Raw genomic sequence first — 24,361 nt, 5'->3', positions numbered from 1 at the left:
GTAGATGTAGTATATTTTTTTGCAAGGAAGTAAATAGGTGGAATAAAAAATGGTAGATACCAAAAAGAAACCCTCCAAGGAGTTGGATCGCATCGACCGCAACATTCTGAACGAACTTCAGAAGGACGGACGAATTTCAAACGTTGAGTTGTCTAAACGTGTTGGATTGTCTCCAACCCCTTGTCTGGAGCGTGTACGTCGCCTGGAGCGCCAGGGGTATATCAGCGGCTATACTGCGCTGCTGAACCCGCAGTATCTGGATGCATCTCTGCTCGTTTTCGTTGAAATTACCCTTAATCGTGGTGCACCCGATGTCTTTGAGCAATTTAACCGTTCGGTTCAGGAGCTGGAAGATATTCAAGAGTGCCATCTGGTGTCGGGCGATTTCGACTATCTGTTAAAAACACGTGTATCGGATATGTCTGCATACCGTAAGCTGCTGGGTGAAACCCTGCTGCGCTTACCTGGTGTAAACGACACCCGTACCTATGTGGTAATGGAAGAAGTGAAACAGACCAATAACCTGGTTATCAAAACGCGTTAATTGGCGCGAAGCCAGTCTGATTTCAGTCAATACCAAGCGGCCTTGTGCCGCTTGTTTCGTTTTTGTGGCATTCATATCGTTTTTTGTCTCAATTGCTGAAAAAGTCAGCATCCCATCATCTATTTGACATTGGGATGAATTATTTGTGTTATCAACCAACTACAATTACAGCTTGTTGGATGGAGCCAAGAGTGCTGCGGGAGCGCGCACAGAGTGCGTGAAAGTGTTAACGGCCCTGCTCTTTGTGTGATTCACATAGTTTTCCTACTTTGCTCCCACATTTTCTCAGGCAGGTAACATTACCCGCTAAGTGGTATAAAATAGGCCACAATACCCAAGCCTCCTAAGGTGGTCTGGGACAGATATATCAAACGCAAATTCAGCTGGGTCACCCACAGGACGTTGATTACCCCCGGCTTACAGCCAGTATTAGCAAGACCGGAGAGAGTTTTTGAGGAAAGTTAGAGGCAAAACTCAGCCTGTACGCCTGTCAGGCGGACAGCGCCTGCTGGAAAGTTTTTTGATCATCGGTATTCTTGCCGCAGTCTATATCATGGTTGCCCTGGTCAGTTTTAATCCGGCCGATCCTTCCTGGTCGCAAACGGCCTGGCAGGGCACGGTACAGAATAAAGCCGGTGCATTTGGGGCTATGGTCGCCGACACCGCCTTTTTCACTTTTGGCTCGCTGGCGTACCCTTTACCGCTTGTCATTCTGGGGATGACCTGGGTGATGTTCCGTCGTCGCGGTGAACGGGAGCCGGTGGACTACATGATATACGGTACGCGCCTGTTAGGCCTACTGTTACTGTTTCTGACCAGCTGTGGTCTTGCCGATCTGAACTTTGATGATATCTGGTACTTTTCCTCCGGCGGTGTGATTGGCGATGTGGTTGCCAACCTGACTCTGCCGCTGTTTAACCTGCTTGGCACGACTCTGGTTCTGATGTTTTTATGGGCGGTGGGTTTTACCCTCTTGACCGGCATTTCCTGGCTGCGTGTGGTGGATGGCCTCGGTGAGACAACCTTAGGGATGTTAGGCTGGCTGCTCAACAGAATCCGTGGCGAAAAGCCGCAGACACTGACGCCTTTTGCTGCCGATATTCCAGACGAAAGCCAGACGGCTTATGCCGCCAGGCTGACGCATAATCCGAATGAGTCTGATATTGATGAGGACGACGTATTACTGCGTCGTTCAGAACGTATTGCCTATACTCCAACGCCGCTGGCCGAGACTCAGGTTTCGGATACGGCTGTTGAGAGAACTGCTCAGATGAATCAGGCCCGCCCTGAGGTTAAACCGCCGCCGGTAAATGCGGCTGTGCAGCCAGAGCCTGCCATTGTGATGCCAGAGCGCAACAAGCCAGCCGTTGCCTCAGCCAGCCAGCCGCTGGGATCCAATCCTGATATAGCAGGCGTAACTATTGCCGACTTGCAGTCCCAGCTGGCTGAGAATGATGATTACAGCGTGTATGCCGCCGAATCGGACGACGCCCGGAACGGCACGCGTGCTGACAGTTATGATCAGCCTATGCAGGAGCCGCCCACTTATGGCGGGGTGGATGAACCCGCCATTGGCGATCTGTCCCTGGTCGGGGAAGAACCTGTAATGTCTGAGTACGAATCTGCGCCAGAGCAGGAGTATACGGTTGCTGAATCTGAAGATGACATGCCCTGGGAAGACGAACCCATGCCGGATGCGGATATTGAGATCGGTGTCCACGATGGTATGTCAGAGCTGGAACGTGCCGGCATAGTGTCAGAAACTGAGGCCGATGATGCTGATGACGAAGAGTCTGATGAAGATGCTTTCCAGCGCAAGATTCGCGAAGCGCAGCAGGCACAGCAGCAGCAGGCCTACGCGGCGGGACTGGATAATCCGTTCCTGGTGAAAAAAGACGTCGATTTGCCTAAACCGACCTCACCGATGCCGACTTTGGATCTCCTGCAGCCACCGACGCAAAATGTGCAGCCTACCAGTGAAGAAGAATTAAAGAATACCGCCCGTTTGGTGGAATCTAAGCTGGCGGATTACAAAATTAAAGCCAAGGTGGTCGGGATTTATCCCGGCCCGGTAATCACCCGCTATGAGCTGGATTTGGCACCCGGTGTCAAAGTGAGCCGCATCTCAGGGCTAGCGAAAGATCTGGCCCGTGCTTTGTCTGCCTATGCGGTGCGGGTTGTGGAAGTGATCCCGGGTAAACCTTATATCGGTCTGGAACTGCCTAACGAGAACCGTGAAACCGTGTATATGTCTGAAGTGCTGGGTAGTGAGCGCTTTATGAACATGCGTGGCCCGCTTCCTATCGTGCTGGGCTATGACATTGCCGGTGAGGCTGTTGCCGCTGATCTGAGCAAAATGCCTCACTTACTGGTGGCCGGTACGACGGGTTCTGGTAAATCTGTAGGTGTCAACGTGATGATCCTCAGCCTGCTTTACAAATGTAAGCCGGAGGATTGCCGTTTCATCATGATTGACCCGAAAATGCTGGAATTGTCTATCTACGAGGGCATTCCGCATCTGCTGACCGAAGTCGTCACAGACATGAAAGACGCCGGAAATGCGCTTCGCTGGTGTGTGGGTGAAATGGAACGCCGCTACAAACTGATGGCTGCGGTAGGGGTGCGAAACCTGGCCGGTTACAATGCCAAGCTCAAAGAAGCCGCTGCCGCCGGGCATCCTATTCACGATCCGTTGTGGAAACCTGGCGATAGTATGGACGAACATCCACCGCTGTTGGAGAAAATGCCAAGTATTGTGGTCATAGTGGATGAGTTTGCCGATCTCATGATGGTGGTCGGCAAGAAAGTGGAGGAGCTGATCGCTCGTCTGGCGCAGAAAGCGCGAGCCTCAGGTATTCATCTGGTGCTGGCGACTCAGCGTCCGTCGGTAGATGTGATTACCGGTCTGATCAAGGCCAATATTCCAAGCCGTATGGCGTTTACCGTCTCAACCAAGACAGATTCACGGACTATTCTGGATCAGGGTGGGGCAGAATCGCTGCTGGGCATGGGTGATATGTTGTACCTGCCGGCAGGTCAAAGTCACACCATACGTGTTCACGGTGCCTTTGCATCCGATGATGATGTCCATAATGTGGTGAACGACTGGAAAGCCCGGGGTAAACCACAGTATATCGATGGGATTCTGAATTCTGATCAGGGCTCGGAAGCTATGTTGCCAGGGGAAACTTCATCCGGTGGTGAGGACGATCTTGATCAGCTCTTTGATCAGGTTGCAGCTTTTGTGGCCGAGAGCCGTCGCGGATCCGTTTCAGGCGTTCAACGCCGTTTCAAAATTGGCTATAACCGCGCCGCCCGTATTGTAGAACAGCTGGAAGCACACGGTATTGTCAGTCCTCCGGGCCATAATGGTAACCGAGAAGTGCTGGCGCCGGCTCCGGCAGGAGATTGATGTATGATGAAAAATCAGCAAATAACAAAAACCATTCAGGGCGTTATTCTGGCCGCTGCGTTCTTGCCTGCTCTGGCCTTTGCCAGTGCTCAGCAGGAGTTGAGTCAGCGTTTGAATAAAGTCGATGCCTTCAGCGCAACGTTCACTCAGAAGGTCACCAGCCCTGAAGGGGATTTGCTGGTCGAGGGTGAAGGGAATGTTTCGGTTCAGCGTCCGAATCTGTTCAGATGGCATGCCGATACACCGGATGAAAATCTGCTGGTGTCAGATGGCCGCACCCTCTGGTACTACACACCTATGGTCGAGCAGGTGACGGCGATGAAACTGGACGATGCCACCGCGCAGACTCCCTTTGTTTTATTGATTCGCAACCAGAATCAGGACTGGGCCAAATACAATGTGGCCCAGACGGCTGATACTTTTACGCTGACGCCGAAAGACAGTGCCGCAGTAACCGGGAAGTTTGTGGTCACAGTCGGTCGGGACGGTCAGGTTCGCGGGTTTTCCGTTGAAGAGCAGGATGGCCAGCTCAGCCAGTTTCGCTTTGCCCAGTTTGCACGTGGCAAGCAAGATCGTAAGCAATACAGTTTCACTCCCCCTCCGGGTGTAGAGCTGGACGATAAGCGCTGATTGCGTTAAAAACGACAGAGTCTTATTCAGGCGGTAGAAATACCGCCTTTTTCAGTGATGGATGGTCAGCGTGGATAATCTCAGCCTAAATTTTTCCTCGGATTTTCGCCCTCTGGCTGCGCGCATGCGTCCGCGTACGGTAGAGGAGTACATTGGCCAGCAACATATACTCGGCCAGGGCAAACCGTTACGAAGAGCGCTGGAGGCCGGACACCTTCACTCCATGATTCTCTGGGGGCCACCCGGAACCGGTAAAACAACGCTGGCGGAAGTTGCGGCTCACTATGCCAACGCTGAAGTGGAGCGTGTGTCTGCGGTGACCTCTGGCGTCAAAGAGATTCGTGCCGCCATAGATAAAGCGCGTCAGAATCAGCATGCCGGACGGCGAACTATTTTGTTTGTCGATGAGGTGCACCGTTTCAACAAAAGCCAGCAGGATGCATTTTTGCCGCATATTGAAGATGGCACTGTGACATTTATCGGCGCGACCACTGAAAATCCGTCTTTTGAGCTGAATAACGCCCTGCTATCCCGTGCCCGTGTCTATAAGCTCAAATCTCTGACGACAGATGACATACTGACAGTCATCAATCAGGCGATGGATGACGCAGAGCGCGGCATCAGGGATGACAGTCTGGCCTTTGCCCCGGATGTGAAAGAAAGCCTGGCGGCACTGGTTAATGGTGATGCACGTATGGCGCTGAACTACCTTGAGTTGCTGGCGGATATGGCAGAGGAGCATCAGGGCAGTAAAATCATCAATTTAGCGCTTCTGGCTGAAGTTGCCGGGGAGAAGATCACCCGTTTTGATAACAAAGGCGATCTCTGGTACGACATGATTTCCGCCGTTCATAAGTCAATTCGCGGCTCCAGTCCGGACGGCGCCTTATACTGGTATGCCCGAATGTTACAGGCAGGTTGTGATCCTCTTTATGTTGCCCGTCGTTTACTGGCCATAGCGTCTGAGGATGTCGGCAATGCCGATCCTCGTGGCATGCAAGTTGCGATTGCTGCCTGGGATTGTTTCACCCGTGTAGGCGCTTATGAAGGCGAAAGAGCGATAGCACAAGCCATTGTGTACCTTGCGTCAGCACCCAAAAGTAATGCGGTCTACACTGCCTTTAATCAGGCAAAGGCGGATGCGGCGAATTTACCTGATTATGAAGTGCCGCCGCATCTGAGAAATGCCCCGACTAAACTCATGAAAGAGCTGGGATATGGTGCCGAATATCGCTATGCCCATGATGAACCGGGGGCTTATGCGGCAGGAGAGTGCTATTTACCCCCAGAGCTGCAGGGCAGGAAGTACTATCAGCCTTCAGAGCGTGGTTTAGAAAGTAAAATTGGTGAAAAGCTGGAATATCTGGCCTCACTGGACGCAAAAAGCCCGCAGAAACGCTATCAATAATCGGGCTTTTTGGGTATCGTTTATCAACTTGCGTTAGGAATTCTAACGTATTCAGATTTCAACTTATTTAACCCGCTAACGGGTTAAATTTTGTGCAACATTCTATGACGAGCACAGGATTAGCATGCTAGATTCAAAACTTCTTCGAACTGAGCTGGACGCGACAGCAGAAAAATTAGCGCACCGTGGGTATACCCTTGATGTAGAAACACTTCGTTCCCTGGAAGAACAACGTAAGTCCATTCAGGTCAAAACGGAAGAACTGCAGTCCCTGCGCAATTCCCGCTCGAAGTTAATTGGTCAGCTCAAAGGCAAGGGCGAGCACGAAGAAGCCGATAAAGTCATGGCAGAAGTTGCCGGTCTGGGCGCTGAGCTGGACGAGGCGAAAAAAGCCCTGGCTGAGATACAGTCTCAGCTCAGCGATATTGAGCTGTCTATTCCGAACATTGCGGACGAGTCTGCGCCAATTGGTAAAGACGAAGACGATAACGTCGAAATTTCTCGCTGGGGCGAACCCAAGACTTACGATTTTGAAGTGAAAGATCACGTTGATCTGGGCGAGATGGCTGAAGGTCTGGACTTTGCCAGCGCAGTAAAACTGTCTGGCTCCCGTTTCATCGTAATGAAGGGCCAGTTTGCCCGCCTGCACCGTGCACTGGCGCAGTTCATGCTCGATCTTCACACCCAAGAGCATGGCTACACTGAAATGTATGTCCCTTACCTGGTCAATCAAGACAGCCTGTACGGTACGGGCCAGCTACCGAAATTCGGTGAAGATCTGTTCAATACCAAGCCTGCGACCGAAGAAGGCGTTGGTATGTCACTGATCCCGACGGCGGAAGTTCCGCTGACCAATATGGTTCGCGATACCATCGTTGACGAAGCTGAGCTGCCAATCAAAATGACGGCACATACACCATGCTTCCGTTCTGAAGCTGGCTCTTATGGACGTGATACCCGCGGCCTGATCCGTATGCACCAGTTCGATAAAGTAGAACTGGTTCAGATCACCCGTCCGGAAGATTCCATGGCGGCACTGGAAGAGCTGACCGGTCAGGCTGAGAAAGTGCTGCAACTGCTGCAACTGCCTTACCGTAAAGTGATTCTGTGTACCGGTGATATGGGCTTTGGCGCCATGAAGACCTACGATCTGGAAGTCTGGCTGCCGGCGCAGAACACTTACCGTGAGATATCATCTTGCTCTAATGTGGGTGACTTCCAGGCTCGGCGGATGCAGGCACGCTTCCGCCGCAAAGGTGAGAAAAAACCTGAATTAGTGCACACTCTGAACGGCTCTGGTCTGGCGGTTGGCCGCACCATGGTTGCTGTGCTGGAAAACTACCAGCAGGCAGATGGCCGTATTGAAATCCCTGAAGTGCTGCGTCAGTATATGGGCGGTCTGACCCATATCGGTTAATACCGGTGATGACAGTCAAAAAAAACCCAGCCTGCGCTGGGTTTTTTATGCCCTGTTATCTGCCTTGATGACTACCTGCCTTGCCCGCAGGTTATAACCTGTGTCAGAGGCGGGTGCATTCTTATCAAGCCTGAAGCTTGAGTTCGGTCTGACCGGCAGCTTCAGATTCAGCCTGCTCCAGCAGGGGTTGCAAACTGGCACTGATATCGAGCGGGAAACCTTCTATCGCCAGTGCATGGGCGATTTCGGTCAGCTTGGCATCAAACAAATAGAAAATGTTATCCGACAAGCTGAGTGAGAACTTATACAGTGCCAGTCGGCATGCTTTGCTTGCACTGGCCGATTGCAGCAACGTGGTCAGGTCATTCTCCAGCTGATCGGCCATTAATGATGGTCCGGGTATTTTCAGCATCAGGTTCATTTGTCCCAGCCGGCGTTGCAGCAAATGCAGATGCCTGCGCAGTAATACTTCTTGCTTGCTGTTACCCGGACGAAAAACCGCAACTGTTGAGCGGAACTGGGCCAGCGTATCCAATGCATTCAGTGTGATCGGCCAGAACTGCTGATACTGCTCGAACAGGGTGCTTTTGTCTGCAATGAGCAGGCTGGTGGTTAAGTGGTCATCAATCAGATACATAACATGACGAATGTTTTTACCATGATTGGCCTGGTTACGTGACATAGAATACTGCGGCCACTCAGTACTTAGTTGCTGTAAATGCTGGGTCAGAATCCGGTACATGGGTTTTTGCTCAAGCCCGGTCTGGCTCAGCAGGGTGTGGCTCAGGCTCAGGATGGCATTCTGCTCGGGAAAAACCGGCAGGGTTTCGCCATGACTTTTCATCAGATGGTCATGGGACAGGCGTCGGTGCTGACGTAACAGCTGAATGAGCTGCCGAAGCCCAAGGATCTGATCGAAGTGGGCTTCAGTTTGCGCCTGCTGTTGTTTGTTATAGAAATACCAAGCCGTGAGTGCCAGCACAGTTAGTGTTAAACCGAGAATAATCCACATATCGACTCCCTAAATGCCGGTGAATGGCATGAATACTTTGTTGATCCTCTTTGACGTTTTGATTCTGTTTCTGAGTCAGCTTGTTGAAGCCTGGGTGCAGTTTCTTAACGACACAGCCATATCGCAAAAAACGAGCCAGTTTTAATTTGGCTTGATACATACCGCATCATTTTTATCTTACTGATAAATATCGATTATTTATGGTGTGGCGTATTGCGGGTGCGCACCACTTTGGTGCGATATGATAGTTTTGGTGCAGACTGGTGCGCTAACGATGAATGAAATAAAAATCAGTGAAGGGAGCAAGAACGTCAGAGAGAGGGATACTACCTACAAGCAATAACAGAAAAGACCAGCACATTAAGTGGCTGGTCTTTTATTGTTATCTCACACCACCGCCACAGGCGGTAAGCAGAGTCAGAGTTTGATACGGTTAGTTTCTTGGTACCCGTGCATCCAAGGCTTCAAGCTTTTTCAGTGCATCCTGCGTCATCAGGGTCTGATAACTGATGTTGCTCGCACTGAGGCTGGAGCCTTGCTGGAATGGGTATTCCGGAATGGTTTTCAGGAATTCCATGACTTTTTGTTGTACCGGTACAAACAGCCACATAGTGTTTTCCGCATACCATTTCAGATACATACCGGACTCCAGCGCCCCTTTCTGATAGGGATCAGCCCGCAGGTTGATTACCAGAGGCCAGGCCGGTGTTTCGCGAACGGCGGTATTAATACCACCGGAAAGAGTCGCAAAGTGGATTTTCCAGTCTTGCCAGCGAACCGCATTCAACTCACCGGTTGCGCCAAAGTAGTAAATAGTGTCGCGGGGACCTTTTTCGACCTCACCTTTGAAATAAGGCATAAAGTTATAGCCGTCCGCATGAACTTTGAATTCTTTACCATTGGCGGTATAGCCTTTTTTCAGCTTTTCGACCAAGTCGGGTTCACCGGCTGCAGCCAGGAAGGTCGGCATCCAGTCTTCATGCGAGATGATGTCGTTATAGATGGTGCCTGGTTTAATCACATTGGGCCATTTCACCAGCAGAGGGACGCGCATCCCCCCTTCCCAGGTGGTTCCTTTTTCACCATGGAAAGGTGTGGTACCGCCATCAGGCCAGGAAATCGTCTCGGCACCATTATCCGTTGAGTACACAACAATCGTGTTGTCGGCAATCTTCAGCTCATCGAGTTTGTCCAGCAAGGTACCGACTGACTTGTCGTGTTCAACCATGCCGTCCGGGTACAGACCAATTCCTGTCGTGCCGACAGACTCAGGTTTTAAGTGCGTCCAGACGTGCATACGCGTGGTATTGAACCACATGAAGAAGGGCTTATCACTCTTCACGGCGCGTTCCATGAAATCCAGCCCTGCAGCCATAAACTCTTCATCTGCAGTTTCCATCCGCTTACGTGTCAGCGGACCGGTATCTTCGACTTTACCGTCAGCAGTGGATTTTAAAACGCCGCGCGGGCCGTATTTTTTGCGAAAATCAGGATCTTTCGGGTAGTAATAACCCTCGGGTTCTTCTTCCGCATTCAGGTGATACAGGTTACCGAAGAATTCATCAAAACCGTGGTTAGTAGGCAGGTGTTTGTCCTGATCACCCAAGTGGTTCTTACCAAACTGGCCACTGACATATCCCTGCTCATGCAATAAATCAGCAATGGTTGGCGACCAGTCAGGAATACCGTGATCAGAACCCGGCATACCTATGGTTAATAATCCGGTGCGAAACGGGTGCTGACCCAAAATAAATGATGCCCGCCCAGCTGTACAGGATTGCTGTGCATAGGAATCAGTGAACAACGCACCTTCTTTTGCAATCGAGTCGATATTGGGTGTTTGGTATCCCATAATACCGTGGTTATAAGCACTGATATTATGAACGCCAATATCGTCTCCCCATATCACGAGTATATTCGGTTTTTCTGCTGCACTGACACTGGTTGCACCAAAGGCAACCCCGATAATAGCCATAAGCTTTGTTATTTTTGACTTAAGAGAAATCAAAATAACCTCCTTTGTACGGCAAATGCCACGGGTTAAAAAACTTGGTTTATGTTTACATCGCAGTATGTGTTGCTCTTTTGCTGAAGGTGGTTTTCCTAACGGTAACTTATTGTGAATATTAAGTTTAATTGCTATACAGATATTAACCAGTCGAAGGTAAGTATTTTTTTATGAAGCAATGTTTTGTCACAAGCGCGCTTTTTTTTCTGAGCATACTAGCTCTCTCTTTTGATGCTGTGTCTCAGAATAATGTAGACACTCAGTGTGTGAAATGTCACGAAAATGAAGTGCAACAATGGAAAAGTTCACATCACTTTCATGCTATGTCTCACGCAAATACCGCTGATGTTTTGGCTGAATTTGACGGCATAACGTTTAAAAAAGATGAAACCGTCTTTCAATTACGGCAAACGGAAAAAGAATATCTGGTTGATATTTCTGAACCTTCAGGACAGCGCGCCGAATATAAAGTGGCATACACTTTTGGCTATTATCCACTTCAGCAATATGCGTTATCGGTTGGAGGTGGGAAAGTTCAGTTTTTACCTTTTGCCTGGGATAGCCGAGAGAAAGAGAATGGCGGGCAGCGCTGGTTCGATCTCCATCCGGATCAGCAAGCTAATGATCCGTTTCACTGGACGCAGATGGGGCAAAACTGGAACCAAATGTGTGCCGATTGCCACACGACCAATTTCGAAAAGCGCTTTGACGAACAAACAAAAACCTATCAGTCTACCTATAGTGCCGTTAATGTCAGTTGCCAGGCCTGCCATGGCGAGCCTCAGCAGCATCTTGCCTGGGCGGCAGGAAACACCGACATTAACAACAAAGGTTTTGAGCAGAACATAGGAAAAAAAACACCCCTCTTTTATCAACAGGCGGACGGTAAAATGCAGCCCGCTGAGCCTTTGAAAATCAGCCAGCAAATTGAGGTTTGTGCTTCCTGCCATGCGAGACGCTCCCAGTTGGCAGACAGAACCGGGCCCACGGATTTTTCACAGCACTTCCAGGGGGCGCTGCTGACTCCGGAGCTTTATCATGTGGATGGGCAAGTGTGGGATGAAAACTATGTCTGGGGATCGTTTCTGCAGAGTAAGATGTACCAGGCCGGGGTGACCTGTACCAACTGCCACAATCCGCATTCCGGTGAACTGGTTTTGCCCGCGAATCAAACCTGCACCCAATGCCATAACGCAGAAACCTATGATAAAACCGAACACCATAAACACGCTGCTAATAGCGCTGGCAGTCAGTGCGTGGATTGTCACATGCCTGCCACCACATATATGCAGATTGACCCGAGGCGCGATCACAGTTTTCGGATCCCAAGGCCTGATCTGTCGGTGAAGACGGCTGCGCCGAATGCCTGTAATGCTTGTCATCAGGATCAGAGTGCAGCCTGGGCGAAGAAGCAGGTTGAGAGCTGGTATCCCGCATCCTCGCACCGAAATACGGATCATTTCTCACTGGCTTTCCTGGCCGCCGATCAGGGCGTGCCTTCGGCCTCGGAACAGCTCACCCGCATTGCGCAGGACAATCAATTACCGGATATCGTTCGGGCATCGGCGATTGAAAGAATGGCCAATTATCCGGACAGGAACTCACTGGTGGCCATTGTTCGTGCGATTCGCGATGACGAGCCGCTGAAACGGCAGGCAACGATTGCAGCCACCGCACAGTACCCGCTGGCGGATCGCTATCGGATGCTGTCACCGTTATTGGCTGATAAGCATATGCCGATAAGAGCCAATGCAGCGCGCGCGCTTGCACCTATGCTGACGTTGCCTCACGTGGCACAGCTAAGTGCCGAGCAAAAGTCGCAGCTTGAGCAGGCGCTGGACAGTTACCGGCAAATGCAGCTCTACAATGCGGATCGTGGCTTTGCCCATACCAATCTGGGGAATCTGGCACTGGCAATGGAGGATACCCAGGCTGCCAAGCAGCATTTTAAAACCGCGATTGATGCAGAGCCCATTTACACACCGGCCTATGTCAATCTGGCGGAAGTTTACCGTCGTGCCGGAAATGAGCCGCAGGTGCGTACCGTGCTTGAACAGGCCCTGACAGTGCAGCCGGAAGAGGGCAGTGTGCATTATGCGCTGGCGATGAGTTGGGTAAGGAGCGGCAGAAAAGACAAGGCACTGCTTTCGCTGAAACAAGCCGTTGATAATGCGCAAGAAGAAATAAACTACCTCTATACTTACGGTTTACTGTTACAGGATCAGGGGCAGTATCAGGTCGCTTCCACCTATCTTCATCGGGCGCTGGTACAGGCACCTGCTAATCCTGATGTGCACTATACCCTGGTGCAGAATTATCTGATGCACAAAGATTATGATAACGCGCTGTATTACGCGCAGAAGTTGTCACAATTGCTGCCGGGTAACCCACAGATTCAGCAATTGGTGCAGCAGATCGTCATGATGAAACGCGCGCAGCCCTGAGCGGGTCGGACAGCGGTTAGCCCGGTCGCCGTGTGTTGACGCCAGAGCCGGATGCAATAAGCAATAACAAGTGACAGGAGTGACTCACGTGAATGCTGCACAACAGGCAATGAATCTGCTGCTGGAAAAAATTGATCAATCCGTGATTGGACAACACCATGTTGCCCGTTCGATTGTTATCGGTTTGATTACTAATGGCCATATCTTGTTGGAAGGCTTACCTGGCACGGCAAAAACCCGTTCAGTGAAAGCGCTTGCCGGAATGATGAACGCCAGATTTGGCCGGGTGCAGTTCACGCCGGATCTCTTGCCGTCTGATGTGACGGGCACAGACATGTACCAGGAGGACGCCGACGGTAAACCGCAGCTGACTTTTCAGCCCGGTCCCATTTTTAACAACATTTTGCTGGCCGATGAAATTAACCGGGCCCCTGCCAAGGTGCAGGCTGCTTTGCTGGAAGCCATGGCAGAAGGCACAGTGACGGTCGGAGACAGCAGTCGCAAGCTTCCTGAACCTTTCATTGTGTTAGCTACTCAAAACCCGATTGAGCAGGAAGGCACTTATCCGCTGCCGGAAGCGCAGGTGGACCGTTTCATGCTCAAAGTCACCGTCGACTATCCGGAAGATGATGCTGAGTTAGATATTGTCCGTCTGGTGCGCGCGGAAGAGAAGTCACAGGGCAAAATGGCTGCGGAGCAAACCTCTGCTGAGGAACGCATCGATCCGCAATTGGTGCTCGATGCCCGGAACCAGCTGGCCGAGATTCATGTGTCTGAAGTGGTGGAGCGCTACATAGTCAATCTGGTGATGGCAACCCGCCACCCGGATCGTTACCCCGACACGAAACTGAGCGAGTGGATCGAAGTCGGTTCCAGTCCGCGAGCCTCTATCGCGCTGGACAAATGTGCACGTGCCTGTGCCTGGCTGGCCGGACGGGATCATGTTGAGCCGGATGATGTGCGGATGATGGCAAAACCGGTGTTGGGGCACAGGCTGAATCTGGGTTACAGCGCCGCGGCGGACGGAGTGACAAAGAACGATGTCATCCAGCTATTACTTGATCATGTGCTGATTGGGTAGGAGTGTGGTTATGGCTGAGCCCTCGCTGGATGCACGCTTGTACTGTCAACCTGCCAGACTGGCGGCGTTGCAGGCGCAGGCCACGCAGTTATCGTCCCCTTCATTGTTGAAAATTCACAGTATTCTGGCCGGGCGGCACAGCTCTAACTTTCGCGGCCGGGGTCTGAACTTTGAAGAGTTGCGTCACTACCGAAAAGGCGACGACATTCGTCAGCTGGACTGGCGGGTAACGTTGCGCACCGGTGAGCCCTATGTGCGGGTGTACACCGAAGAGAAAGATCATCATGTTACTTTATGTGTTGATCAGCGTGCCAGCATGTTTTTTTCTTCTGTCGATACCATGAAATCGGTTGTAGCGGCAGAAATCGCGGCTTTAATTGGCTGGTCTGTGGTGAAAAAGAACGATCGGGTCGGGCTGGCCATTTTCGGTGAAGAGCGGCTGACAGACCCGCGGCCAACCCGAACGCAATCAGAATTTCTGGCTCAGCTTCACCGGCTTTGCGAAGTCAACCAGTCACTGAGTGTGGCTTCGTCTACGTCTGGACAAAACCAGCTTGATGCCATGCTTACGCGGTTGATGGAGCGAAAAGAGCGTAATGCGCTGGTGGTTATCCTCAGTGATTTCTATCAGTGCAATGCGGCCTGTATTCAAAAATTGCAGCATCTTCAGCGGCGTGGTCATGTGTTGTGTATTGCGATTAACGACCCGCTCGAGCAGTCTTTTGCTTCTGAGCAAGCCTGGGTAGTGTCAGACGGGGATTTGCAGATGCACATTGAACCCGGTGAAAAAAGTCAGGCAGTAGACAGACATCTTACCGCCTTGTATCAGGCAAGGAAGGACACGCTGAGTAAGATCATGGCAATGAAGCATTTGCCATTTATTGAGCTGGATACCTCAGGCGGTCATATTCGCCAATTCCGGCAGGCACTGGAGAATGCATAATGACGCAGCCAGCCCCTCCTTCTTCTTACATTTTGAAAGATTTGATTGAAATTGCCCTGCCGGACGCCGTGAGTTGGTGGCCTCAGACGCTCGGCTGGCAGATATTGGGTGTTCTGGTTTTGGTATTTCTGCTGTTGTGGGCTTTTTACCGGTATCGCCTGTATCGTTTTAACCGTTACCGTCGTGAAGCCCTGAAGGCGATTGCAACAATAGAGCAAAGTTGCGGACAGAGTGCTTCCCAGTCCGTCATGAGTGATGTATTTCTGGTACTGAAAGTGGCCGCGGCACATGTTGAGCCTTCACTGGCGTCACACCTTGACCGGCAGTTTCTGCGCTACCTGGACACCAGTGCCTTACTGGCGGAAGGGTTCGATTCTCCGGCAGGGCAGTGCTGGCTGGATGGCCTGGTGCAACCGGGTATCACGCTCAGTGATAACCAGACACAGCAATTATTGACCCTGGCCAACCGCTGGGTGAAGCGCCACAGTAACCCCAATCAGCCCGGACTGGTCTGGAGGCGAGATGGACATTGAGCTGACGTACCCTTGGGCGTTGTTATTGCTGCCGTTGCCCCTGTTGGTGTACTGGCTGACGCCGGGCTACAAAACGCGCCGCATGGCGATTAAGGTACCGTTTTTTGATGCCTTGGTTGAGGCGCTGGATGAGAAACCAGAGCGGGGAGCCAGTATTTTGCGTCCGGCTTTCTGGCAGCGAGCCTTGCTGACCGTGTCCTGGGGGCTGGTGGTTCTGGCACTGTCCAAGCCCGTGCTGCTGGGCAAACCGCAGCAACGTCAGGAATTTGGCCGGGATGTGATGGTGGCGGTTGATTTGTCTGACTCGATGAATACCGAAGATTTTACCTCGGCCTCCGGCGACAAGCTGTCGCGCCTGAATGCAACGAAGCAAGTGCTCGCCAATTTTGCAGCAAAACGTCAGGGCGACAGATTAGGGCTGATTCTTTTTGGCGATGCTGCTTTCGTGCAGGCCCCCTTTACCGCCGACCATCAGGCCTGGCTGGCATTGCTCGATGAAGCGCAGACACCCATGGCCGGTTTGAGTACTCATATGGGGGATGCTATTGGTCTGGCGATCAAGGTCTTGCTGGAAGACAGCCCGCAGCCAGGAGAATCATCCAAAGAGAAGCTGGCGATCGTGCTAACCGACGGAAATGATACTGACAGCTATGTCGCCCCCGAGGATGCGGCCAAGCTGGCCAAAGCACGCGGGGTGAAAATTCACATGATTGCCATGGGTGACCCGCAGACGGTCGGAGAGACAGCCATTGATATGGAGACCATTAATAGCGTCGCGGAAACGACAGGCGGAAAGGCGTTTCAGGCATTGAACAGCCAGGAGCTGAATCAGGCTTACGACACCATTAATGAACTGGAACCTCAGCTATATCAAAGTACTTACTACCAGCCCAAATATTCACTGCATCCTTATTTGCTGATGGTTGTGAGCTTCTTGTATCTGGTGGCTTTCAGCCTTGCTACCTGGCGGCGCAGCCGGAAAGATAGGGAGGCAGCATGATGGATATGTCAGATTTAACCCTGCTGCTGACCCAGTTCCGTTTCATACGTCCGGAATGGTTATTGCTGCTGTTGCCCTTTAGCTATCTGTTCTACGTTCAGTGGAAGAGTCAGGAAGCAGGCAACCAGTGGCATAAAAATCTGCCTGAACACTTGCGAAAAGCCTTAACTGTCGGTGGTTCCGGCTGGCGCAGACAATTGCCGTTACTGATCCTGCTACTGACTTCAGCACTGGTGATTCTGGTGTGTGCCGGGCCGACCTGGAAAAGGCAGCCATCCCCTTTTCATGAAGACAGAACGCCGCTTATTGTTTTGATGGACACCAGCCAGGCCATGCTGGAAAAGGATGTCGCGCCGGACCGGCTCACCCGGGCTAAACAGAAAGTGGAAGACTTGCTGGCGATTCGGGCCGGGGGGGAGAATGCCTTGATTGCCTATGCTGCGACAGCGCATGTTGCGATGCCGCTGACGCGCGATATCGCGGTTTTTAAACCTATGCTCGAAGCCCTGTCGCCGGAAATCATGCCCAAGGAAGGGAAGAATGCCGCATCGGCCATCTCACAGATCCAGCAGCAACTACAGCGCCGTGATATTCCGGGTACTGTGTTACTGATTACCAACGATGTATCGGCACAGAGTATCAGCCAGTTCCATGACTATTTTTCCCAGCATAAGCATCAGTTGCTGGTATTAGCAGCAGGAGATAACACCCGAACCAGCGATTTGCCGCTCAACATGAATCACCTTAATGCGCTGGTTGATATGAGCAATGCAGATTTACATGCCCTGACGGTGGATAACACAGATGTGGAATGGATTAAGCGCAAAGTTGAAAATCATGCGGCACTGAATGCCAGTACGCATCGGCCTTGGCAGGACATGGGGTATTACTTGTTGTTCCCTGTTGCATTGTTGCTGCTGCTTTGGTTTCGACGAGGCTGGCTGGTTCAGTGGAGCGTGGCTGCACTGGCCATCTTTACTTTGTTGGCAGTACCTGAGCCGGCTTATGCTGAGAGTGTCCATCAGGTGAATCCGGCCAGCGAGAAGTCAGAAGCCCCTGAACCGGATGTTGGCGAGCGGCTCAAGCAGTTTTGGCTGGATCTCTGGCTGACCCCGGATCAGCAGGGGCAGTGGTATTTCCGGCGGGGTGATTATCTTGAGGCGGCTGAATATTTTGCGGATCCGCTCTGGAAAGGGGTCGCGTATTATTATGCCTCTCAGTTTAATGCCGCTCATACTGTTTTCATGCAAAGCAGTGAAGAGGTTATGCAGTTCAATGCCGCTAATGCGCTGGCCCATCAGCGCGAGTATGTCGCGGCGCGAAAACTGTTGCGGGAACTGGTAAAAAACTATCCGGATAATACCGCCATGAGGCATAACCTGCAGGTTATTGAGCGAATTATCGAAGAAATTAACCAGTTCACTGAAAGCCAGTCAGGCGGTGAAAATGCTAACGAAGGTTCTGTAGAACTGGGTGACGAACCCCAGACGGCAGACGGCGTTGATGAGCAGACCAATACACAGGCAATTATTCAGGACCAACTGACTGCTGAGCAATTGCTGGGTGATGAAGATATCGCCAACAAATGGCTGGAGCGGGTAGAAGCAGATCCGAAAACCTTTCTGCGTTCTAAATTTTCCATTCAGTATCAACAAGCCCAGGAGCAGTAAGTTATGCCGCGCGCTTTAATCTTTGTCCTGCTGCCTTTGGTACTGGCGCTGACTGTGCCGCAGATACAGGCGGCAGAAGAAAGCAGTGACAGTAACCGTGTACTGATTAAAACCTGGTTAACAACGGCCAGTCAGAAAGAGGCTCGGCAGGTAGCCGTCAATGAAATGATAACGCTGCATATCGATCTGGCAACGTTGACCTGGTTTACCGCCGGCACCCGGATTGGCAAGATCACCGATCCCGGACTCATGACCTCGCAACGCAGCCTGAAAGCGGTGAACTATACCGAGCAGCGTCAAGGGACAACCTGGTCCCATCAAAGCTGGGAAATTCCGGTTTTTGTCACCCAGTCGGGCCAGTATGTCATACAGCCGATTCCAGTGACGGTCGAGGTTTCGTTATCACCAGGGCGAAATAAAGAAGCGATCTTAATGACGCCCGAACTTCGTTTTTCGGCATCATTGCCCTCACCGGCGCTGACCGGTCAGCGGCCCTGGTTTGCGGCATCGGAGGCTTCACTTGAGCAAACCTGGCAGCAGAGTGCAGATACTCTGCACGCCGGTGACAGCATCACGCGGCAGATCACACTCAAGGCGGAGAGCACGCTGTCCGCATTGCTGCCGAACCCATCTCAGCCTCTGTTTGATGATGCCTATCAGACTTATGTTTCCCCCAGTGATCTGCAGGATAGCTACAATCGCGGTATGTATTCTGCAAGCAGAACCGAACAGGAAACTTACGTGCTTCAGGGCGGCGGCGAGATACATTTTCCGGCGATCGAGGTGCAGTGGTGGGACAGTCAGAAACAGCAACTCAATACACTGACCCTTGAAGGTAAAACCTTCACCGTGAAACACACGCTCCAGTCCTGGCTGAAATATTATGCGCCCTGGCTGATTGCGGCACTGGCGCTGATTGCACTGGTTTTGATCGCATTAAAAGCGGCTAAACACTATTTTTCCGGCCATCCGTTGCCATCGCGTTATCTGTTATGGCGTGCTGCCCGGCATCAGGACTGGCCACAATGCCGCCAGCTTATTTATCAGAGGCTCTATGAAAAGACGCAACTGAGCACGCTGGCTGATTTTTCGCAGGATGAGAAGTGGGTAGCTGACAGCAAAAGGCTGATGTCGACGCAGATTGACAGTCGGCTCGTGCAATCGATGTGGCGGCAAATCACCCGCAGGGAGAAAGAGGAGAGTCAGTATCAGGTTCTTCAGCCGTTACGCCAACTGGCGCGCAGGTATCCGCCTCCGTAAGGAGCTGAGCGACTATCCGGACGCATGAACTAAGCATACAACGTCATATTCATGAGATTTTTTACATCAGGTAACACTAACCTACCGACTGCTAAGGGGATTTGTATGATTCGAGCAACAAGGTTTTTGCTTTTGCTATGGCTGAATGCCGTCATTGTACCTGCTGTATCGGCGGCGACAGATCCGCTTCCGTCATGGAATGACACGGCAACCAAACAGCAGATGATGCAGTTTGTACAGCAGACAACTGATAAAAACTCACCCCAATTTGTACCCGTCGAGGAGCGGATTGCTGTTTTTGATAATGATGGCACCTTGTGGGCAGAACAACCGGCGTACTTTCAGCTGTTTTACGCAATTGACAGAGTGAAAGATGAGGCAGACAAACACCCAGAGTGGAAAACGGAAGAGCCCTTTGCCTCCCTTCTGAAGGGAGACATGGAAGGGGTAAATAAATCAGGGATGGAAGGCGTGATGAAACTGGTGATGGCAACTCATGCCAATATGACGACCGATCAGTTTTCGCAGTCGGTTGATCAATGGATGAAAACGGCCAAACATCCGGCGACAGAAAAGCTGTTCACGCAAATGGTTTATCAGCCCATGATTGAGTTGCTCGGGTATCTTAGAAGCAATGGCTATAAAACTTATATTGTGTCTGGTGGCGGTGTCGAGTTTATGCGGGCCTGGGCACCTCAGGTCTATGGAATTCCTCCCGAGCAAATCATTGGCTCCAGTATCAAGACGGAATATAAGTATATTGATGGTAAACCTGTCATCTCACGCCTGCCTGAAATAGATTTTGTCGATGACAAAGAAGGCAAACCCGTAAATATTCAGAAAATCATTGGCCGGCGGCCTGTGATAGCTGTCGGTAACTCAGATGGTGACCTGGCCATGCTGCAATGGACAAAAGCCGGGGAAGGTCCGCGAATGTCTGTGCTGGTACATCACACAGATGCCGAGCGGGAATGGGCTTACGATAAAGAGTCATCGGTAGGCCGGCTGGACAAAGCATTACCCGTGGCTGAAAAAGAGCAGTGGATCGTGGTCGATATGAAGCAAGACTGGAACCGGGTATTTCCTCAATAAATATCGGGTATCAAAAGGCTTCATAACAAAACGCCAGTCTCGGAAGACTGGCGTTTTTTCATGCATTAATTTTGCTGATTAAGCTTTGTGCAAATGCACTTCTTCGTCTTCTTCACCCGCTTTAGGATCGTTAAAGCGGCTGATGTCCATTTCGTTTTCTGACTTACCCACAATACAGGTGACCACGCTGTCGCCTGTAATGTTAACGGCAGTGCGAATCATATCCAGCAGGCGGTCAACACCCATGATGATAGCGATACCTTCAACCGGCAGACCTACCTGATTCAATACCATCGCCAGCATGATCAGCCCGACGCCAGGCACACCGGCGGTACCGATTGAGGCCAGTGTCGCTGTCATGATCACTGCCATGTAATCGCCCATGGTCAGGTCGATATTGAAAGCCTGCGCAATAAAGGCCGTTGCCACACCCTGCATGATGGCGGTGCCATCCATGTTGATGGTCGCGCCCAATGGGACAGTGAACGAAGCCACTTTATTGCTGACACCTAGACGTTTGGTCGCCGTTTCCATTGTTACCGGGATTGTGGCATTGGAAGAAGCGGTGGAGAAGGCGAACATGATCGCATCTTCCATCTTCTTAAAGAAAACGAATGGGCTCAGGCCCGAGAACATTTTCAGCATCAGGCCGTAAGTGAACACGGCGTGCAGGATCAGGGTGCAGCTCAGCACCAGGAAGTAACCCATCAGGTTATAGATAGCATCCAGGCCCAGACCGGTGAACAGTTTTGCCATCAGGAAGAACACGCCGTATGGTGCGATGTGCATCAGCAATGCTACCAGCTTCATGATGACTTCGTTCAGATCGGCAAAAACGCCGGCAATGCGTTCACCCGCTTTACCTGCCGCACTGATGGCAATACCGAACAGAATGGCAAATACGATGATTTGCAGCGTATTGCCCTGCGCCATGGAATTGATAGGGTTAGTCGGGAACATGCCAATGATCACTTCACCCAGTGAAGGGGCTTCTTTGGCCGCAAAAGAGGTCGCGGCCGCCAGATCTGCACCTTCACCAGGTTTAAACAGCGTACCCATGGTGAGGGCAAGCGTAATAGCCACAGCTGTCGTGGTGAGATAGAAAGCCAGCGTTTTACCGCCAAGACGGCCAAGGGTGCTGATATCGCTCAGGGTGCTGGTACCACACACCAGTGAGACAAAAACGAGTGGCACAACCAGCATCTTCAGGCTGGCAATGAAGATTGAGCCGCCTACTTCGAACAGGCCGTTAACTATGTAGTCTTGAACAAATGCCGTGTCAGCGAAAAGCGAGCGGATGATAAATCCAGTCAAAATACCCAGCACCATACCGAGGATGACTCGGGCGGTCAGGGACAGTTTTTTGTTTTGGGTTTTCATGAAAGAACACTCCTTATTATATGTGGCTCTGTTACTGATCCTCAGAGCGCGGAGCAGATTACCAGTTCCGGTTACAAACCCGCGATGTAAAATCAATGTCATGATTTAAAGCTTGTATGAGATCACACTTTATTGAGTGAATTGTTAGAGAAAGCTCAGATTCATTAACAAATCAGAAACCGTTTGATTGCTTTATATACTGATATAGCAAGCATTTTTTGGTTAGATCGTCTGCTCTTTGCGATTTTGATGAAATCAATAGCTGAGTGTGTAGGGAGTATGTGCTGCTGAGAAGCGCATTCTTGCGAGAGCGTTGCGATGAATGAACTTGCGGAATAAGGGTAAAAAAAAGGAGCGACTGCTCCTTTTTTCAGGTGTTGTTCTGTGAATCTGCCTTACATCACACGCATGCCAGGCTGGGCACCTTCATGGGGCTCCAGTAGCCACAGATCTTTGCCGCCAGGGCCGGCAGCCAGGATCATGCCTTCCGACATACCAAACTTCATTTTACGCGGTTTGAGGTTTGCGACGACAACCGTCAGCTTGCCGACCAGATCTTCCGGGTTGTAGGCAGATTTAATGCCAGAGAAAACCTGACGGGTTTCGCCGCCGATATCAAGCTGGAACTTGAGCAGCTTGTCTGCTTTTGGCACTGACTCGCAGCTGATGATTTTCGCGATACGCAGATCCACTTTTGCAAAGTCATCGAACTCGATTTCATCCGCGATTGGCTCATCAACCAACGGACCGGCAGCGGGTTGGGTTGCTACCGCTTTTTCAGCAGCGGCATCTTCTTTAGATGCTTCAACCATCGCTTCAATGTGCTTGCTGTCGATTCGGTTGAACAGGGCCTTGAACTTGGCAATCTCATGGCCGGTCAGTGGCTGCGCGATGCCATCCCAGGTAAGGGTTTCATTGAGGAAGCCTTCAACGCGCTCTGCCAGTTTTGGCATCACAGGTTTGAGGTAAGTCATCAGCACACGGAACAGGTTAATACCGACAGAGCAGATTGACTGCAGCTCGGCATCTTTGCCTTCTTCCTTTGCCACCACCCAGGGTGCTTTCTCATCGACGTACTGGTTGGCTTTGTCAGCCAGAGCGGTAATCTCGCGGATGGCACGACCAAATTCACGGTTTTCATATAACTCGGCAATACGGTCAGCTGCTGCGACAAATTCCTGGTACAGCGCAGGTTCTGCGAAGGTATCGGCCAGTTTGCCGTCGAAACGTTTAGTGATGAAACCTGCGTTACGGGAAGCCAGGTTGACAATCTTGTTCACAACATCGCTGTTGACGCGTTGTGAGAAGTCTTCCAGGTTCAGGTCCAGATCATCAATACGGTTGTTCAGTTTGGCGGCATAGTAGTAGCGCAGGCACTCAGGATCCAAATGCTCCAGATAAGTGCTGGCTTTGACAAATGTCCCCTTAGACTTGGACATTTTGGCGCCGTTGACCGTGACATAGCCGTGAACAAAGACATTGCTCGGTTTACGCAGACCCGCACCATCCAGCATGGCTGGCCAGAACAGGCTGTGGAAATACACTATGTCTTTCCCGATGAAGTGGTAAAGCTCTGTGGAACTGTTTTTGTTCCAGAACTCATCAAAGTTCAGGTCGTCACGCTTGTCACACAGGTTTTTAAATGACCCCATGTAACCGATAGGCGCGTCCAGCCAGACATAAAAATACTTGCCGGTTTCGCCTGGAATTTCAAAGCCGAAGTAAGGTGCATCACGGGAAATGTCCCACTGCTGCAGTCCGCCATCGAACCATTCCTGCATTTTATTGGATGTTTCTTCCTGCAGCGCACCGGATTTGGTCCACTCTTTTAACATGCTTTCAAACTGAGGCAGGTCGAAGAAGAAATGCACTGAGTCTTTCATGACAGGCGTGGCGCCGGAGACTGCCGATTTCGGGTTGATCAGGTCAGTCGGGCTGTAGGTTTCACCACAGTTGTCACAGTTATCACCGTACTGATCGTCCGCTTTACATTTCGGGCAGGTGCCTTTAACGAAACGGTCCGGCAGAAACATTTCTTTTTCTGGGTCGAACAGCTGAGAAATGGTGCGGCTGGTAATAAAGCCGTTTTTCTTGAGTTCGTTATAGATGAAAGCAGACAGCTCGCGGTTCTCTTCAGAGTGCGTGCTGTGGTAGTTATCAAAGCTGATATCGAAGCCAGCAAAATCCGCCTGGTGCTCTTTGCTCACTTCGGCAATCATTTGCTCAGGCTCCATCCCCATCTGTTGGGCCTTCAGCATAATTGGCGTACCGTGCGCGTCGTCTGCACAGATGAAATGAACTTCGTTGCCGCGAAGGCGCTGATAGCGCACCCAGATATCCGCCTGGATATGCTCAAGCATGTGGCCAAGGTGGATAGAACCGTTAGCGTACGGTAGGGCGCAGGTCACCAGAATTTTTCTTGGGTTTGCAGCCATATTTCTCTATTCGCTCATGATGGGTAAAAAAGATAATAAGCTTTGAATAGTACCCCAAGGCAGGCCTGATTCATAGCCGTAATCACTGACAA

At 51.2% G+C, this 24,361-nt stretch carries 17 protein-coding genes; 13 read left to right on the top strand and 4 right to left on the bottom strand.

All coding sequences use genetic code 11. From position 1 onward, the window contains the following. The first annotated feature begins 49 nt into the window (after positions 1 to 49). From lrp to serS, 5 genes are all read left to right on the top strand, one after another. Positions 50 to 544 (top strand): leucine-responsive transcriptional regulator Lrp, encoded by a 495-nt coding sequence (gene lrp, locus D6M16_RS07915; RefSeq protein ID WP_027252761.1) that lies wholly within the window; start codon positions 50 to 52, stop codon positions 542 to 544. A 451-nt stretch (positions 545 to 995) separates the two neighbouring features. Next, a complete protein-coding gene (locus tag D6M16_RS07910) occupies positions 996 to 3,956 on the top strand; it encodes a DNA translocase FtsK (RefSeq protein ID WP_120511325.1) in 2,961 nt (986 codons plus the stop codon). Between the two features lie 33 nt (positions 3,957 to 3,989). Next, positions 3,990 to 4,586, top strand: a complete 597-nt coding sequence (lolA, locus tag D6M16_RS07905) for an outer membrane lipoprotein periplasmic chaperone LolA (RefSeq protein ID WP_420812229.1) — start codon at positions 3,990 to 3,992, stop codon at positions 4,584 to 4,586. A gap of 70 nt (positions 4,587 to 4,656) precedes the next feature. After that, positions 4,657 to 5,994 carry a replication-associated recombination protein A gene (locus D6M16_RS07900; protein WP_120511921.1) on the top strand — a complete coding sequence of 446 codons (1,338 nt, stop codon included), beginning with the start codon at positions 4,657 to 4,659 and terminating at the stop codon, positions 5,992 to 5,994. Between the two features lie 124 nt (positions 5,995 to 6,118). Continuing rightward, a complete protein-coding gene (gene serS / locus D6M16_RS07895) occupies positions 6,119 to 7,411 on the top strand; it encodes a serine--tRNA ligase (RefSeq protein ID WP_120511324.1) in 1,293 nt (430 codons plus the stop codon). Between the two features lie 124 nt (positions 7,412 to 7,535). Here serS and D6M16_RS07890 read toward each other — a convergent pair whose 3' ends face one another. Together D6M16_RS07890 and D6M16_RS07885 are read right to left on the bottom strand one after the other, a co-directional pair. Beyond that, on the bottom strand, positions 7,536 to 8,423 hold the full coding sequence (locus D6M16_RS07890; RefSeq protein ID WP_120511323.1) for a hypothetical protein: 888 nt from the start codon (positions 8,421 to 8,423) through the stop codon (positions 7,536 to 7,538). A gap of 433 nt (positions 8,424 to 8,856) precedes the next feature. Further along, positions 8,857 to 10,398: an arylsulfatase gene (locus tag D6M16_RS07885; protein WP_120511920.1), complete on the bottom strand. Its 1,542-nt coding sequence runs from the start codon at positions 10,396 to 10,398 to the stop codon at positions 8,857 to 8,859. Positions 10,399 to 10,601: 203 nt separating this feature from the next. Here D6M16_RS07885 and D6M16_RS07880 point away from each other — a divergent pair, with 203 nt between their 5' ends. The 8 genes from D6M16_RS07880 to D6M16_RS07845 all read left to right on the top strand — a co-directional run bounded on the left by D6M16_RS07880 (position 10,602) and on the right by D6M16_RS07845 (position 20,454). Next, the gene (locus D6M16_RS07880; RefSeq protein WP_120511322.1) at positions 10,602 to 12,875 is read left to right on the top strand and encodes a tetratricopeptide repeat protein; all 2,274 of its coding nucleotides are present in this window, start codon (positions 10,602 to 10,604) and stop codon (positions 12,873 to 12,875) included. A gap of 88 nt (positions 12,876 to 12,963) precedes the next feature. Beyond that, a complete protein-coding gene (locus tag D6M16_RS07875; RefSeq protein ID WP_120511321.1) occupies positions 12,964 to 13,956 on the top strand; it encodes an AAA family ATPase in 993 nt (330 codons plus the stop codon). Between the two features lie 10 nt (positions 13,957 to 13,966). Continuing rightward, the gene (locus D6M16_RS07870; RefSeq protein WP_120511320.1) at positions 13,967 to 14,899 is read left to right on the top strand and encodes a DUF58 domain-containing protein; all 933 of its coding nucleotides are present in this window, start codon (positions 13,967 to 13,969) and stop codon (positions 14,897 to 14,899) included. Further along, the gene (locus D6M16_RS07865; RefSeq protein ID WP_120511319.1) at positions 14,899 to 15,432 is read left to right on the top strand and encodes a DUF4381 domain-containing protein; all 534 of its coding nucleotides are present in this window, start codon (positions 14,899 to 14,901) and stop codon (positions 15,430 to 15,432) included. The genes D6M16_RS07870 and D6M16_RS07865 overlap by 1 nt, the downstream gene beginning before the upstream one ends. Next, on the top strand, positions 15,422 to 16,432 hold the full coding sequence (locus D6M16_RS07860) for a vWA domain-containing protein (protein WP_120511318.1): 1,011 nt from the start codon (positions 15,422 to 15,424) through the stop codon (positions 16,430 to 16,432). Before D6M16_RS07865 ends, D6M16_RS07860 begins: the two co-directional genes overlap by 11 nt. Next, a complete protein-coding gene (locus tag D6M16_RS07855) occupies positions 16,429 to 18,102 on the top strand; it encodes a vWA domain-containing protein (protein ID WP_120511317.1) in 1,674 nt (557 codons plus the stop codon). Before D6M16_RS07860 ends, D6M16_RS07855 begins: the two co-directional genes overlap by 4 nt. A 3-nt stretch (positions 18,103 to 18,105) precedes the next feature. Next, positions 18,106 to 19,362, top strand: a complete 1,257-nt coding sequence (locus tag D6M16_RS07850; protein WP_120511316.1) for a BatD family protein — start codon at positions 18,106 to 18,108, stop codon at positions 19,360 to 19,362. Positions 19,363 to 19,467: 105 nt separating this feature from the next. Further along, complete coding sequence (locus D6M16_RS07845) at positions 19,468 to 20,454, top strand: HAD family hydrolase (protein WP_120511315.1); 987 nt, start codon at positions 19,468 to 19,470, stop codon at positions 20,452 to 20,454. A 78-nt stretch (positions 20,455 to 20,532) separates the two neighbouring features. Here D6M16_RS07845 and D6M16_RS07840 read toward each other — a convergent pair whose 3' ends face one another. Together D6M16_RS07840 and metG are read right to left on the bottom strand one after the other, a co-directional pair. After that, the gene (locus D6M16_RS07840) at positions 20,533 to 21,834 is read right to left on the bottom strand and encodes a dicarboxylate/amino acid:cation symporter (RefSeq protein WP_027252748.1); all 1,302 of its coding nucleotides are present in this window, start codon (positions 21,832 to 21,834) and stop codon (positions 20,533 to 20,535) included. Positions 21,835 to 22,229: 395 nt separating this feature from the next. Further along, on the bottom strand, positions 22,230 to 24,269 hold the full coding sequence (gene metG / locus D6M16_RS07835; protein WP_120511314.1) for a methionine--tRNA ligase: 2,040 nt from the start codon (positions 24,267 to 24,269) through the stop codon (positions 22,230 to 22,232). Between the last annotated feature and the right edge of the window lie 92 nt (positions 24,270 to 24,361).

It is taken from the genome of Photobacterium salinisoli (assembly GCF_003614885.1).
GTDB lineage: Bacteria > Pseudomonadota > Gammaproteobacteria > Enterobacterales > Vibrionaceae > Photobacterium > Photobacterium salinisoli.
The sequence above is the reverse complement of the archived record's forward strand: the minus strand, read 5'-3'. Positions and strand labels throughout refer to the sequence as shown.